The organism is Emticicia sp. 17c, assembly GCF_037153985.1.
Taxonomy (GTDB): Bacteria; Bacteroidota; Bacteroidia; order Cytophagales; family Spirosomataceae; genus Emticicia.
Window position 1 is genome coordinate 1 of the sequence record NZ_JBBAYI010000012.1, and the last position, 15,971, is coordinate 15,971.

At 39.5% G+C, this 15,971-nt stretch carries 12 protein-coding genes; 6 read left to right on the forward strand and 6 right to left on the reverse strand.

Annotated features, from left to right (window positions below):
- Positions 1 to 103 precede the first annotated feature (103 nt).
- Complete coding sequence (locus tag WAA15_RS20015) at positions 104 to 1,339, forward strand: hypothetical protein (RefSeq protein ID WP_337044611.1); 1,236 nt, start codon at positions 104 to 106, stop codon at positions 1,337 to 1,339.
- 158 nt (positions 1,340 to 1,497) lie between these two features.
- Entirely contained in the window at positions 1,498 to 2,736 is a 1,239-nt protein-coding gene (locus WAA15_RS20020) for an outer membrane beta-barrel protein (RefSeq protein ID WP_337044612.1), read from the forward strand.
- 13 nt (positions 2,737 to 2,749) lie between these two features.
- On the opposite strand, the gene WAA15_RS20025 is transcribed toward WAA15_RS20020, so the two are convergent.
- The gene (locus WAA15_RS20025) at positions 2,750 to 3,343 is read right to left on the reverse strand and encodes a hypothetical protein (protein ID WP_337044613.1); all 594 of its coding nucleotides are present in this window, start codon (positions 3,341 to 3,343) and stop codon (positions 2,750 to 2,752) included.
- A 543-nt stretch (positions 3,344 to 3,886) separates the two neighbouring features.
- On the opposite strand from WAA15_RS20025, the gene WAA15_RS20030 reads away from it, so the two are divergent.
- Positions 3,887 to 4,330 carry a hypothetical protein gene (locus WAA15_RS20030; RefSeq protein ID WP_337044614.1) on the forward strand — a complete coding sequence of 148 codons (444 nt, stop codon included), beginning with the start codon at positions 3,887 to 3,889 and terminating at the stop codon, positions 4,328 to 4,330.
- 91 nt (positions 4,331 to 4,421) lie between these two features.
- Here WAA15_RS20030 and WAA15_RS20035 read toward each other — a convergent pair whose 3' ends face one another.
- Both WAA15_RS20035 and WAA15_RS20040 read right to left on the reverse strand, forming a co-directional pair.
- Positions 4,422 to 5,111 carry an SAM-dependent methyltransferase gene (locus tag WAA15_RS20035; protein WP_337044615.1) on the reverse strand — a complete coding sequence of 230 codons (690 nt, stop codon included), beginning with the start codon at positions 5,109 to 5,111 and terminating at the stop codon, positions 4,422 to 4,424.
- Between the two features lie 114 nt (positions 5,112 to 5,225).
- The gene (locus tag WAA15_RS20040) at positions 5,226 to 6,263 is read right to left on the reverse strand and encodes a LacI family DNA-binding transcriptional regulator (RefSeq protein WP_337044616.1); all 1,038 of its coding nucleotides are present in this window, start codon (positions 6,261 to 6,263) and stop codon (positions 5,226 to 5,228) included.
- A 402-nt stretch (positions 6,264 to 6,665) separates the two neighbouring features.
- Between WAA15_RS20040 and WAA15_RS20045 the strand changes: the two genes are divergently transcribed.
- The 3 genes from WAA15_RS20045 (at position 6,666) to WAA15_RS20055 (ending at position 9,696) form a co-directional block, all read left to right on the forward strand.
- Positions 6,666 to 7,682 (forward strand): zinc-binding alcohol dehydrogenase family protein, encoded by a 1,017-nt coding sequence (locus tag WAA15_RS20045; protein ID WP_337044617.1) that lies wholly within the window; start codon positions 6,666 to 6,668, stop codon positions 7,680 to 7,682.
- Positions 7,683 to 7,762: 80 nt separating this feature from the next.
- Positions 7,763 to 8,665, forward strand: a complete 903-nt coding sequence (locus WAA15_RS20050; RefSeq protein WP_337044618.1) for an alpha/beta hydrolase — start codon at positions 7,763 to 7,765, stop codon at positions 8,663 to 8,665.
- A 200-nt stretch (positions 8,666 to 8,865) separates the two neighbouring features.
- Positions 8,866 to 9,696 carry a fumarylacetoacetate hydrolase family protein gene (locus tag WAA15_RS20055; RefSeq protein ID WP_337044619.1) on the forward strand — a complete coding sequence of 277 codons (831 nt, stop codon included), beginning with the start codon at positions 8,866 to 8,868 and terminating at the stop codon, positions 9,694 to 9,696.
- A 60-nt stretch (positions 9,697 to 9,756) separates the two neighbouring features.
- Here WAA15_RS20055 and WAA15_RS20060 read toward each other — a convergent pair whose 3' ends face one another.
- The 3 genes from WAA15_RS20060 to WAA15_RS20070 form a co-directional block, all read right to left on the reverse strand.
- Entirely contained in the window at positions 9,757 to 10,968 is a 1,212-nt protein-coding gene (locus WAA15_RS20060; RefSeq protein ID WP_337044620.1) for a GTP-binding protein, read from the reverse strand.
- A gap of 177 nt (positions 10,969 to 11,145) precedes the next feature.
- On the reverse strand, positions 11,146 to 14,754 hold the full coding sequence (locus WAA15_RS20065; protein WP_337044621.1) for a M1 family aminopeptidase: 3,609 nt from the start codon (positions 14,752 to 14,754) through the stop codon (positions 11,146 to 11,148).
- 446 nt (positions 14,755 to 15,200) lie between these two features.
- Positions 15,201 to 15,944 carry a hypothetical protein gene (locus WAA15_RS20070; protein ID WP_337044622.1) on the reverse strand — a complete coding sequence of 248 codons (744 nt, stop codon included), beginning with the start codon at positions 15,942 to 15,944 and terminating at the stop codon, positions 15,201 to 15,203.
- Positions 15,945 to 15,971: the final 27 nt, after the last annotated feature.

Genomic DNA, 15,971 nt, shown 5'->3' on the forward strand with positions numbered 1-15,971 from the left:
ACCATAAAAGTAAGTCTTAGTTGTCTTGGCTCTATTTCTGCTCTTTCAACCCATTATTCGCATTATTTATTATCTTTGAGAAAACCTTAGTTGTGTACTAAAAATGAGATTCCAGTTAATTATTACTTTCCTATTTTTCACAGCCCAGCTTTCTTTAGCTCAAAAAAACTTTGTTAAAGGCAGCATTATCACCGCTGAGAAAGACACCCTAAGTGGTTATATCGATTATAGAGAATGGATTATAAGCCCTACTGAAATAGCCTTCAGAAAAACACCTGACCAAACTTCTACTGTTTATAGCCATACACAACTAGCGGGTTTTATTATTGACTCTAGCCACGAAACATATCATTCGTTAAATTTCGATATTGAGTATTTCCCTAGAAGTAATCATAAAACGATGTTTAACAACATGAAAGAATATGCGCGGCGCAATAAGCAAATTGTTCAGAGAAGTGCTTTTGTGAGAGTTTTGTCAGAAGGAAAAGCAACACTCTATCATTTTGTAGACAAAGATTCAGAAGCGCATTTTCTGATTAAATACGGCGATACACTCGAAGCACTTGTGTATCATATCATCGAAACCAAGCATTACAATGCCACATTCAGGCAATATCAGACCCAACTGGCAAATCTGCTGACAGACGCCTGCAAGAAATTATCTTTCTATCAGACAGATTATTATGTGAATAATATGCGAAAACTGATTGATAGTTATAATGACTGTTTCAGAACTACGCCTAAAACAACGCCTGTTGCCACAGGTGGAGGGCGACTTGAGTACGGCCTAATGGCTGGTGCAGGTTATACTCGCCTCAAACACGTATTTGCAACTCCTTTCCGTAATTATACAGTAAAAGGCGACGCCAACATTACACCTGTTGGAGCGTTATTTCTGAATTATGTTTTTGCCAGAGGCCGTGGCAGGTTTGCAGTCATGAACGAACTACATACCTATTATCTCAAAAGCAATGCCACTTATGATAATCAGTTTTATCATTATGATATGCCTTATTTGGGTATGCAACATTTATTCCGCTATGGTGTACTAGCCGGCCAACCCTCGCTTTACCTCACAGCGGGTTTGTCTTATGCCTTCATTATTAAGCAGAAAAGCTACATTATACGCTGGGACGGCTCTATCGAAAATTTTAGTTCTTATACACTCAGAAATGACGAACAAAGGCTATTACTAGGTCTAGGAACTACCTATAAAAGGCTCTCTTTAGAGGCCCGATACGCCCGTGGCAACGGTTATTCAACAGGGGCAAGCACTACTATACCTAATAACAGAATTGATTTATGGCTTAAACTTAATTTCGGCAAAATCGGGCGTTAGTATAACGTATAATCATGAATGATTAACATGTTTATTATCAATCGGTTAGGGTATTGTTCTTTTAAAAATACGTTTATTGACTATTGAATAAATTTTATTCAGATTTACGCTAATAAACTACATTATTTCAATATCTTTGAGAAGGTAATGCTGCAATTATGAGAACTAAACTAAGAACCGCTCTCTTCTTACTATTTATTGCCGAGACATGCCTTGCTCAGAGAAACTTTATTAAGGGTAAACTCATTACGCTTGACAAAGATACCCTAAGCGGATACATTGATTATAAAGAATGGATAAAAAGCCCACTCGAAATATTTTTTAAGCGGGAAATAAACCAATCCAGTTTCGTTTATAGTAGCAACGAATTAAGCGGGTTCATCATTGATTTTAATCAAGAAACCTATACTTCTTTAAGTTTTGCCATTGAGAAACTTCCTCGCAATGGTAGTAAGATTGTATTTCCAAGTCTGGGCGCTTACGTTAACCGAAATAAACAATTAATTCAGAAAAACGCTTTTGTAAGGGTACTATCCACAGGTAAGGTTACCCTCTATTTATTTGTTGATAAAGATTCAGAAGAGCATTTTCTTATTCAGAACGGAAAAAAACTTGAACCGCTTGTTTATCATATCATCGAAACTGAAAATAAAACAGCAAAATTCAAGCAATATGAAATGCAGTTAGGCAGCCTGCTGGCCGATGCCTGCAAAAAACTACCTATCCAGAACACGGGTTATTACGAGAAAGACATGAAAAAACTTGTTGATAGTTACAACGAGTGTTTCAGGATTATTCTGCAACCTGCTGCACAAAACCAAAGGAGTAAATGGGAATATGGCATCATAGCCGGAGCGGGGTATTCGCGCATTACACATGTGGTACCGATTGGCCCTAATACATATAATTTTTTAGAAGGTAACGGCAGTATTACCCCTGCTGGTGGTGTTTTTCTGAATTATGTTTTTGCCAGAGGCCGAGGCAGATTTGCAATTCTGAACGAAATCCATACCTACTCTCTGAAAAGTACGGCTCATGACCAAGAACATTTCTATCATTATGATATACGCTACATAGGCTTACAAAATCTTTTCCGTTATACCTTCTATGTAGGCGAGCCATCTATTTATATCATTGCGGGTATCTCGAATGCCATTGTAATAAGCGATGCCAGCAGTATTAAAGATATGGATGGTGCAAAAGCCGATTTAACTTCTACACTTGCCCGAAATACAGAACAAGGCTTAATAGGCGGAATTGGTATGCGTATCAAACGCTTAATGCTCGAAACCCGTAGCACACTGGGTAACGGATTTTCGGCAGGCGTTTTTAATACCACACCCACTAATCGCATTGAGATAACCCTGAAATGGAATTTCGGTAAAATGAGAAACTAGCCTAGCTATATTATCAGGTTAATAGTCCTTCCGTAAAACTTTTCCACTGAATTTTACTTGCACCGAATATTCCTCCTAACGCCACAAAAGTATTTCTAACCTTTTCTACAAAGTTTACGTCTTCAATATTGGGTTTTTCGTTACGCCCGTGTACTTCGGTGCTTATTTTGGTATGCGCGCGCCTGATTAAAAAGCTACTTGTTGCAACATCATCAAAGAAATGTGCAGTAACAGGCTCTTTACTCTGCGGATTATTAGCCGGCCTGACCCTAATGTTAACAAACTCTTCGTGCATTTCTTCATCTTCTTCAAATGCTTCTATCCTTACCCAATCAAAACCATCTCCCGATTTGTTAAGCGGGCCGGGTATATCTATGCGTATATAGTCACCTATCATGGGTGGTCGTTCAATGGCATCGCCTTTAGCATCAAACAAGGTAAATTTGGCTTTTTCTTCCCCTCCCAGTTTATGCCAATGGTTAATAGCTAAAAGCCGTTGCTTCACTACCTGAAAATGAGACTTAGCCTGTTTTTCTGTGGCGAAAGTTTTTTCTGAAACAGCGTCAGTGGCTCCGCCTTCCTTTTGTAAAGGAATATTTTTTTTCATGACCAGTATATTAAACATTAAAGTATCGTTTTACTTCTTAGCATAAAAAACTTATGCCAGCTATTAACGAGCCTCTACAAACAGCGTAAAGGCAATTCTTTTTATTTGAATATACTGCAACCGGAAATTTTTTCTATGGATAGAAACTATATGTGGAAACATCTACCCTTTTTACGTTTTGTTATAAGCAGAAAACAGGTATTTTACGGGGAATAGTTTTATGAAATTGTGTGTAATTAATTACTAACTTGAAATATGTATTCAGGCTAACTCCCCTCTAAACAGGTGGCATGAAGTCTGGTTTTTCTGAAAAAAATCACTTACCAAATCAAAAATAGACCGTAGAATAAAATTACTACTTACTACTAATAATTACAGCTATTGTTTTATATCTTGCATTAAGCACCTACGCCAAGTATAGTCAAACAAGCCCACACAAGTCCTACCTTACTACTTCGGAGAAATTCTGAAATAGTATATTTTACTCCTGAAAACAGATTATATACACAAAATTAGTTGATAACATTTTAAACTTTTAAGACTATGAAAGTAAGTAAAGTTTTATTTATGGCAGCTGTAATGCTTTGCTCTTTAACTTCAAAGGCACAAGACGTTTATGAAGTAATTTTTACGGTGGGTATTACTCAATACAGGTCGGCTCTTTATATGGATTGGAATGAAGGCATTGGCAAAATGCGTGTGCGTTATTTCAGCGATGGTAACACGCGTATGGTTGAACAAACAATGAGGGTTGAGAAAACAACAGCGGGAACCCGAATAGCAGGCTATAATCCGGTTTATCCAGGAACTTCGCAACGATACCCTAACTACACGGCTGATAATTTTTACGTTTCTCAAGACGAATATGGCAATATATCAATCGTGAATGTTGATGACCGGAATGTTGCTGCCGCCTGCACTGTAAGGAAATATAATACATATTCTGAAAAACAAAATTTTCTGCGAAGTTTCAACTGGTCTCTTTAAATGCTGGTATCAAAACTTTCTGTAAGTATATATTTTGCCAGATTTCAGCATAGGCACGTTCATCTGAAATCTGGCAAGTGTTTCAAGGTTTCTACAATAACAAAAAGATAGTAGGCTTTTTGTGGAGGTCTGGCTTTTGTTTCTTCCAGTCTTTTACGGTCAAAGTTCTGATGAGTTCATCCGATGCAGTAATGTTGGCAGCTACACATAACCTTGTATCAGGGTTCAGGTTTTGAAGCATATCTTCAAACAACTGATTATTACGGTAAGGTGTTTCCATAAAAATCTGTGTCTGGCTTTTAGTTTTAGCCGTTTGTTCAAGGCTTTTCAGGCTTTTTACTCTAGCGGTTTTATCAATGGGCAAATACCCATGAAAAATAAAGCTCTGGCCATTAAAACCCGAAGCCATCAAAGCCAGTAAAATAGAACTTGGGCCAACTAGTGGGCTTACTTTATACCCTAATTGATGTGCAAAGTTTACAGCCACAGCACCCGGGTCGGCAATACCCGGGCAACCAGCCTCGCTGATAATACCTGCATCGGTCCTGAGTTTTTTTAGCTGCGCCATGGTTTGCTCAGGAGGAGTATCTTTATTGAGTTCAAAAAAAGTGAGTTCATCAATCACTTTATTCAGTTTCAGGCTACTAATAAAACGTCGGGCGGTACGGAGGTCTTCCACAAAAAACACATTAAGATTTTTTATCACCTCTATTACCTGAGGCGACAACACATCGGTTTGTGTATCTGGGGCCAGTACTGTGGGAATTAAAAAAATAGTCATGGTAATTGCACGATTGTTACAATCGTGTGTCAGGCATCAAACAAAACACAAATGTAGCGAATCGTTTAAAGTTGTAAGACTTTTCTACAAAATAGAATACCGAATACTAGAAAATCATGCAGATAAAAGTCTTCTTAAAGCACTTGCACGAATCAGTATTTCACTTTTAATTATTTCTTCTTTATCTGTCAAGTCTTCTTCGTCTCTATGTAGCAAATGCTCAAAATAAATTTGGGCCGCTCTTCTTCCTATCTCTTTGCTTCTTTGCTCGACCGACGAAAGCGGTGGCCTAATCATTGATGCAAAGGTTTCGTTAGCGAAACCAAAAATCCCTAATTGGTCGGGTACTTTTAAGCCCAAAGACTCAGCCGTTTGCAAAACACCCAGCGACTGGTGGTCAGAAACGGTCAGAAAAGCATCAGGCACTTCTGACGATAACAAAAGTTGTCTGGCTACCTCCATCGCTTTTGCAGGTGCCAGTATATCATCAATAATAAAATGAGGAGGTATGCTTAACGTGCTTTCTGCAATGGCAGTCAGAAAACCTTCTTTCCGACGTTTAAATGTATTCAGGTGGCTAGGCCCTCCCAGAAAGGCAATTTTCTGGTATCCTTGCTCTATCATTAGTTGTGTAACTTTAAAAGCTGTATCTCTGTTATCGTTTAAAACCTTGAATCCTGTCATCTGGTCCATGCATCGGTCAAACTGAATTAAATCAATCTGGCTATTTTTAACAGTCTGAAGATGTTCGGCAGACTGAGTTTCGGCCGAAACAGAAATTATCAGGCAGTCTACATTCTGCCGGATAAGTGTATCAATTGCTTTACATTCCTTTACAAATGATTCGTGCGACTGGCAAATAATCAGGCTGTAATTATGTTCAAAGCATACTTCTTCAATACCGGCAATGGCTTCGGAGAAGAAATTCTGATTAATATGGGGGACAATAACCCCTATGGTTTTAGAAGTACCCCGACGCAGATTAGCCGCTTGTGAGTTGTGTTTATAATTAAGTTCCTGTGCTTTTTGCTTGACATGCGCCCGTACTTTGAGATTAATAGAGGGGTGGTCGTTTAATGCCCTTGAAATATAAGAGGCCGAAATGCCTAATTCTTTGGCCAAATCATAAATAGTTATTCTTCTTTTACCCATCTTAAAACAATAATGAAGTATTCATAAATAATAGGTTGGTGATTTTATGTACATCTGATAAAAATCCGGCTCAGATGTGAACAATTTTGTCAAATATAAAATAAATTTCAAAGAAAGCTAATAAAAAGGTTTTACAACCGAAAACTAGTCGGGTATCTGGTATATTTGTTGTTAATTGTGTACGTTTTAAGGTTTATCTGATTAACAGGTTTTATATCTTTTTCATAAAAATCTTATATAAATCAGGATAGCTTTTTATTTTTACAATCGATTTCAAAACCATTAAAAAGCGTATTATATGGCGTAAAGCTACGCCGACCAATGCTCATAATAGTACCATTTGATTAACATAAACCAACTTTATAGGCCAACTTACACCACTTATTATTTTTGAATAGAAACATGAAAGCACTGATATGTAACCAACCCGGAGAATTTGCTTATATAACCACAGAAAAACCTCAGCCCGCCCCCCAAAGAGCCATTATACAAATTAAGCGCATAGGCATTTGTGGTACAGACTTACACGCCTTTGAAGGCACACAGCCTTTCTTTCAGTACCCACGTATTCTTGGGCATGAGTTATCGGGCATTCTGGTAGAGGCCGACAATGCCCCTGAGTTTACCAAAGGCGAAGCCGTTACGTTTATTCCTTATTTTAGTTGTGGAACCTGCATTGCCTGCCGTTCAGGCAAGCCCAACTGCTGCACTCAGATACAGGTTTGTGGCGTACATATTGATGGAGGCATGGTTGAATATTTATCGGTTCCTTCATCGACTCTTATTCATGGACAAGGCTTGAGTTTCGACGAACTGGCTTTGGTAGAACCACTTGCAATTGGCGCGCACGGTATCCGCAGAGCCAATGTTATAGCCGGCGAATACGTGTTGGTTATAGGTGCAGGCCCTATCGGGTTGGGAGCAATGGAGTTTGCCCGTATAGCCGGAGGCAAAGTAATTGCCTTAGATATTAACGAGCATCGCCTGCGCTTTTGCCAGAATAAACTCGGCGTTGCACATACAGTAAATGCACTTGATACCGATGTGGTTGAACAATTGGCCGAAATTACCCAAGGGGATATGCCTACCGTAGTAATAGATGCCACAGGAAGTTTAAAGGCGATTAATAACGGTTTTCGTTATATGGCACATGGCGCAAGATACATTCTGATTGGCTTACAGAAAGGCGATATCGCTTTTAGCCACCCTGAGTTTCATAAACGCGAGGGGACACTTATGAGTAGCCGCAATGCTACCCGACAAGACTTTGAGCATGTTATCAGTTGCCTGAAAAACAAAGACATAGACCCCACTACCTACATTACGCATCGAGTACCTTTTGATGAAGTAAAAAACCAGTTTGAAAGCTGGCTAAATCCTGAAAACGGAGTTATTAAGGCAATGGTAGAGCTACCTTAGCTAATTTAATACATTTGTTTATTTTTGCTTGTACAACAATATGATGTTTGTATTTATCTAAAAAACTTATTACCCGAACTATGAAAAACGCCTTTATAAAAACAACAGCAGTTTTGTTAGTGTCGTTAACATCTTACATGGCTAAGGCACAGGAAATTTTGCCGCTATACCCATCAGCCATTCCTAATTCAAAAGTATCAGATGTAAAAGAATCAGGAGCTAATACGGGTGTGTTGAGAGGTGTTACTACCCCTACCCTCGAAGTTTACAGGCCCGACAAAGACAAAGCAACGGGTACAGCCGTAGTGATTGTTCCGGGGGGTGGATATAGCGTAGTAGTGTATCAGGGCGAAGGAATTAATACGGCAAAAGAGCTGGTAAAAAAAGGTATTACAGCCTTTGTCTTAAAGTATCGTTTGCCCGATAACGCAACCATGACCGACAAAAAAATTGGCCCTTTGCAGGATGCCCAACAAGCAATTAAAATGGTTCGGGAGAATGCCGCTCAATGGAACATCGATAAAAATAAAATTGGTATTATGGGTTTTTCGGCAGGGGGGCATCTGGCTTCTACTGCGGCAACACATTTCGAAACGCCTTATATCGAAAACAGTAATAACACCAGTTTAAGACCTGATTTTCAGATTCTGGTGTATCCGGTCATTAGCCTGACAGATAGCCTTGCGCATAAGGGTTCAAGAGAAAACCTGATAGGCAAAAATCCGTCAGTGGCCGATATTACACTATTCTCTAACGAACTTCAGGTAAAATCTAACACCCCACCTGCCTACCTTACCCATACTGCCGATGATAAAGTGGTAGACGTTGACAACAGTATTGTCTACTTTGAAAAGCTACGCCACCAGAAAGTCGAGGTCGAAATGCACATTTACCCTAAAGGCGACCACGGTTTTATTTTCCGTCATGAAGGCTGGATGGAACCACTATTTGGCTGGCTAAAACGCAATGGCTGGATACGCTAGGTATTAGCTCTACGAGTATACTAATTGAAAAATATTTTTTAGCGGATGTACCTTTTTGATGTTCAGGCAGTACTATATACAAATTAACGGCCTGTAATCAAGAAGGTGCATTGTTAATTATGCGTATGAGTGGCTTTGGTTAAATTTCATCTCATGAGCGTATCGTCTATCAAATAATTTCAAACCATTTAACCACATTAATGAAAATATATAATACTACAAAAGGACCATTTGTTGAACACGAAGGTAACCTCTATTCATTTACAGAAAGTAGTTTTGATGTTTTAATCAACCAGTCTAACCTGTACGATTTCCTTGAAAATTCGTTAGCTGGTAAGCAGCCAGAAACGAGTTTTGAAATAACCGATTTTTTATTAGCTCCTATTGTTTCACAAGAGGTTTGGGCTTCGGGTGTTACATATCTGAGAAGCAAAAATGCCCGTATGGAGGAATCGAAAGATGCAGGGGGCGGAGATTTCTATGACAGAGTTTACTCAGCCGAACGCCCCGAAATATTTTTCAAAGCTACGGCTGCCCGTACAGTAGGCCACAAACAAAATATCAGGATACGCAGAGACTCAAAATGGAATGTACCTGAGCCTGAACTTACTCTTTTTGTTAATTCAAATAACGAAATAGCAGGCTATACTATTGGAAATGATGTAAGCTCGCGTGATATTGAAGGCGAAAACCCATTGTATCTTCCACAGGCAAAATCCTATGACAAAAGTGCAGCCATAGGGCCTGCCATTCTTGTATTGAAAGAACCCCTGACAAAAGAAACACAGATTTTGCTCGAAATTGAAAGAGAAGGCAAACAAATTTTTACTCAGTCAACACGCCTGAGCCAGATGAAACGTGAACTACCCGAATTAGTAAAATATCTTACATTTGAGTGTAGTTTTCCGTTTGGCTGTTTTCTGATGACGGGCACAGGCATTGTGCCACCCGATAGTTTTTCTCTGATTACGGGCGATACCGTGCATATTTCTATTGATAACATTGGTACTTTAAGTAATACGGTAGAATAACTATGCTACTTTTATTCATAGCCCGAAGCATAAGAACACTTCAGGCTATGAATAAAAATTTTAATTAAACAACGGAAAAGGGTCTTGAAACTTACCTTTTGTTTCCATGTGTTTTATTTCTGCTTCTGTACAAAGGCAGCCGGTTAGTTCGCTGATAAGCAGATGCCGATTTAAATCCTGACCTATGATTACTAATTCATTCTGGCGGTCGCCGAATTGTTTATCCCAACGGCTTTCAATCTGTTTCTGATTGTTCACAAATGAAGCGTACCGGATACGCACATTAAAGGGCATACTAGCCCACCACACACCCGCGCGCTCAGCCCTGAGCGAACCTCCGGCCTGACTCCAGTTTAGTGCCTCGTCTGGCCTTGATGCTATCCAGAACAAACCTTTTGACCTGATAATACCCGCGTGCCAGTTTTCAGATATGTAGTGCCAGAAGCGTTGAGGGTGGAAAGGTCGTTTATCACGAAAAACAAAGCTCTCTATGCCATATTCTTCTGTTTCAGGGGTATGCTCATTTCCATTCTTACGGTTTTCCAGTTCCTGAATCCATCCGGCTGAAGTTTCGGCTTTCTCATAATCAAATAGTCCGGTATGGATAATCTCTTTAGGATTTACCTTGCTGAACGATGATTCCAGCAGCTTAGCAACGGGGTTTAGTGAATAAATAATAGCTTTTAACTCGCCTAACTGGGCAGGGCTTATGAGGTCAGTTTTATTAAGAATAATTACATCGGCAAATTCAATCTGGTCGGTTAACAGGTTTACAATCGTGCGGTAATCCTGTTCATCTTCATTCAGATTCCGACTTTTTACGGTATCTATCGAACCAAAATCTTTACTAAAATTGAAGGCATCTACTACTGTTACCATGCAATCTATATAGGCCCATTCAGATAAATCAATACCGGTTTCTTCATCAATAAAGCTGAAAGTTTGTGCAACAGGCACAGGTTCTGAAATACCCGTAGACTCGATGAGCAAGTAATCGAATCGGTTTTCTTTAGCCAGCTTTTTTACTTCTATCATGAGGTCTTCACGCAGGGTGCAACAAATGCAACCATTCGACATCTCTACAAGGCGTTCTTCGGTGCGTGATAAAGTATTTTCCTTTTCAACTAACTGAGCATCAATGTTTACTTCGCTCATATCATTTACAATTACGGCTACTTTCAGCCCTTCTTTATTATGCAGAATATGATTGAGCAATGTGGTTTTTCCGGCTCCCAAAAATCCTGACAGCACAGTTACGGGTAGTTTCTTCATTTTGTATTAATTTATTTTTGCAATAATGTTGCAAAAATAAATCACAACTACAAATATGCAACTATGTTGCATAAATATATTGTAGAAATTCCAGAAGAACCGTATTACCAAACAAAATATTGATGCAAATACAACGCCCAAAAGTATCTAATGCCTTATTTGTATCTTTAGACCAGCTCAATATTTTATTACCCTGCTGTTATCTTGTTGTGTTGGGTCTGTTAATAAATAATGTGGGTCTACACCTACGCGGGTGGGCTTATGGGGTACGGTGAATATGAGTTTCTGTTTGCCAGAGCCAATCTGATGCTTTTGCAAATAAATTGGATTCATTGATTTAGTTTCATGCCCACTACCCGAAAAAGCACCTATTTCTACCCAATCGTGCATAGGTAGTACTGTTTCTTTACCATTTTGATGTACTACCTGCTTTTGCACCTCAATATCAAGTATTACCTGCCAGTTGCCTTTTGGGGTTTGTATGGCTTTGGCCTGTTCAATTTTAAACTGCCAGAAGGTGTTTACTTCAAAGAAATCGTGCAACAGGGTTTGAAGCGAATCTGGCGTAACTATCTTTAGTTCATGATATAAATCAAGCGTGGTCGGTAACGGAGGCTCACCTCCGCCATATTTATTAAAAAAACTCCTGAGTGCCACATTCATCTGTTGTTTACCTATGTATTTACTCATGGCATAGAGTGCAAAAGGTCCTTTACGATAAGCCAGAAAGGAATCAGAAGCCCGAAGTAAAGGCACAGAGGCACGTGTGTGTGGCATTTCATACATTTTTCTCAGGGTTGTAAGTAGTCGATTCAGTTGGTCTTGGCCATAAGTTTCCTCTACCACCTGCATTTCGGTATAAACAGCTAGCCCTTCACTTATCAATGGCGAGCCTTCTACTCTGGCAGGTATTAACTGATTACCCCACCATTGATGCGCTACTTCATGGGCTACTACGGCAAATACTAGGTCGGTTCCTTTTTGCTTATTGTCAATATTCAGGTATGAGAACCCTTCGGTGTAATCGATGGTAGTAGCTTCGGCGTGTAAACCAATATGCTGGCTGGAACGCTCAATCAATCTAAGATACTTATATGGGTAAGAGCCAAAGTGAGAGGCACCATAGTTGAGTGCCGCCTGTATACCTCGTACCATACGGCTTAAATTAGCTGTATGCGACGGATGATGAAATATCTCAATTTCAATCCCTTTCCATTGGGCTTTGTATATACCATAATTGGCCGAAAAAAGAGCATAATCGTTCGGAATAGGAATGTCTGTTTTGTAATGAAAATACTGGCGTTCGCCTATTGTCCATTTCCGTTGTAATTTACCGGGTAATACGGCAGTTTGGTTTTTAGTAGTACTTACCACAGCATTAAAGTTGATACGTTCTGCATCAGGACGACCCAAACGTGCATTTTTATCTTCAAGAGCTGGAATAGCAGGATGTGGAGGCAAACCATATTGCTGGCGGTCTCTGGCATTGGTTAATTCACGAATAGGCTGGTACCCGATGGCTGGCAGCCAGTCTTTACTTGTAAAATAGGTATAGTTTTTACCGACGGCCGTATTAACACCATTATTGGTGAAACCCTTTTGCTGGTAATAGACCTCAAAATTCAGGTTTATAGAATCGCTGGGTTGCAGAGGCTGTTCTAACCTATAACTATTATGCCCAAGCTGCGCATCTTCAAGTATAAATCTGGCGGGCTTATTAAAATTAATCACCTTAGTTTTTACCCCTGATGCCACAGCCAGATGGATAGTATCTATGGGTGTGTTAGTGTAGTTAACGAGAGAATAGGTTCCTCGTATTATTACTCTCTCCTCTTCGGGATAGACATCCACATAAAGGTTAGTGCCTGTTATTCGAGGTTGGGGAATATACCTGTATTTACCGTAAAGTTTTTCGTATGCTCCAAGTCTTGCCTTATTGTCCGAAACAACTTGATAATCATTCAGTAGATTAGTATTATAAAAAATGTACCCGCCTGATGCTACTACAAATATAGCAGCCATGAGCGCAACGATGCGTGTAGCGCGTGTAAACCGAGCTTTTGCCTGTTGAAGCCGTCTGATGAAACCTTCTTCTTTGCCACGCGACCAAAGCAACGAAGCAACCACTATTATTAATAGGCTCCAGCCTGTCCAGTAAGCCTTAAACCATAACCACGGTGTTACCGACTCACCGAACCCTTGTATATCCGTATATGACCATGCCGGAGAAGCACCAAAAATGAGTAGTTTATGATGAACACCAATTTTAGGAGCAAAAGCTATCAGACCTAAAACCCCGAATGCCAACAAATGTCCGATATATTTGTGGTTAATACATACGTGTATAGCCAGCACCAGACAAGCAAAAAGCAGGTACTCAATAAACTGGAAGCCCAAAAGAGTTTGCAGATAAACAGGTATTTCGAAATTATGATAACCCAAACCCAATTGCAAAAGGATTCCGGCTAGCATCAACGTTAACATCCAGACAATAATTATCAGTCCAAGACCCAATAATTTGCCTAAAAAAAGGCTCCATTCTGTTACAGGAGTAGTATCTGTTAATTCGTTAATACGTGCTTCACGTTCACGCCATACCAACTCCCCCGCATAAAAAACAAGCAGTACAGGCACTATCACCAACGGTGTTTTTACGCTGCTTACAGGCGAAGTTATTAAATTTATTACCTGTGAAGTAGTGGGGAGCAAAGGCACATCAATATGCTGCATAATAGTGGCTCCGAACACCACAGTAATCAACCCATATAAAGCAATAATTGTTAGCCCTGCAAAACTCTTGGCTATTTGGCTGAATGATGCCTGAGCAATAGCAAGTATCTGACGAACATGGGTATAAAAGCCAAAGGTGCGATTAAATGCCGGAACAAAGCTGCTATGAGGCAGCCAAGCATCTGGAAACTTATTTGTAACTTGTTTTGGCAGAGAAGAAGTGGTTTTCCGGCCTTTAATAAGGCGGCTTAGCCAGTTGTTCGGGTAAGGTTGCCTGAGTTGAAACCGTAGGTAGGCAAAGGCCAGCCAACCTAATGCCACACCCATCCACAGAACCCTGTTTAAAAGAAACGTACTATCTGCTGTAACCAATCGAGTATTTTTCTGGATAGGTGTCCATGTTTCCATTTCTCTGGCCAGGCTCACTATCCCGATAAGGTCTATTAATTTGGCTATTTCCCATTTACCTGAAAAATGGGCTACCATTGGCCCAATAAATTGAGACACAAATAAAAGTAATATACTGGCTGCATAACTTGCGATGGTTCGGCCATTTAAAACTGCCACAGTAAATTGCACGGCCGTAGCAACAAAAATTACAGGTAAACTAATAAAAACATATACACTCAGGTACGTGCTTAAGCGAAAAGTTTCGATTGCCCCAGCACTTGTATTAATCATAAATACAGCTAATAAAATACCGAGAGGCACAGCTAGCTGAACAATGGCGTGAAGCATAAAGGCTGAAAAAAAACGCCCGAATAAATAAGCAGCTTTACTAACCGGAGTAGTGTATATGAGCGGATACATACGTGTCTGAATGTCACGTGCGGCAGCATCGCCTGTAATAGAAGCTGCCATCAGAAGCCAGACAAGGTTTGCAAAAACCGAGAGCAGCGCAACTTGTGCAGGCGCATTCATATAGCTTCCGTCGGTGGGTGCGGCTACTCTCATAAGCAAAAATGCAAATGCCAACAATATAAAGAAATACAGCCATACCGACGGACGGCGTAACTGATAGTTGAACTCAAAACGAAAAATCTCCCGAAAATTCATAAATTCTTTTCTTGCTAATCAATAGTTCTGTTTTTATAATACTCTATCCGTAGTACTTAAATAGCTATTTTCTCAATCAGGTACTCATTTTTCAAAGCTATTGTTGGGTATTTCTCTATCTATAAACGCATAAATGGTAAATTATTCAATACCCAAATACTATCAGGGTTAGTTTTAGAAACATCTGCTTGAGAAAATCCAACCTCTTCTCACTGGTATAAGATTGATGCAACGCATTATTGGCATTTCTTATTTTTAACAAAAATGAAAAGTACTTTTAAAAACAAAGTAAATAAATATAAAACTGTTATGCAAAGCAATGAATCAATTTTTGTGGAGAAATTTTAATCAACAATTAGTGAGGAAAAATCAGTAAGCACGAACGATAACCCTCAGGCAACAGTTTTGCAGCTATTTGCGGCGTATCTGGCAAATTAGTGCGTGAGTCAATTAAAAAGAGACAATAAATCTTGCCGGCTATTGTCTTTCAGATGGATAATATCAAATCTTCTGGCCGAAGAAAAAGAACCAATTTCTATGTCACTATTTATCAGGATAACACCCATCAGAATAACATATCTGCAATTATATCGAGTTGCTTTTACGAGTTCCAGAATTCTTTTATCAATGGCTTCATAAATTACTTCGGTGGTTTCATGTAAAGGTAGTGTGGCATTAATAATTCGGTCTTTCTGGGCATAAATTATTTGCTCAATGGTATTCATCTGGTAATCCATTTCGGTTATTTTGCCCGCTTCTATATCATTATTCAATAATTTGCTCAAGGCTCCTTTGGCAGCACCACAACAATCAGATTTCTGATTTTGCCCAAACCGCTGAATCTGCCCGATGGTTCCATCTTTTGAAATACCAATATGCGGGCCATAATATACAAATACGGCTCCGTTGTCGGGCACATGACTGGCAAAAGCGCCCATACCTGTTAAACCTGTAAACGGAAAACCATCAAGCCCACCCATTTTAAATGGCCCCAGAAACTCACGAGAGCGCACCGGATATTGAATACTATTCACGTCGTCGCTACAAATACTATCAGCCATCATGATTTGCTCGGTTTCAAGTTCCAGTTCATTTTCCACGAAATCAATGATTTTATTTACTGTATCAATGGTAGTTAAAGCATTGGGGTAATATTTTCTGATGATTTCCAGTTTTTCTTTTTTCAGCATTGGCTCGGGTATTTTAAAGTTTTATCT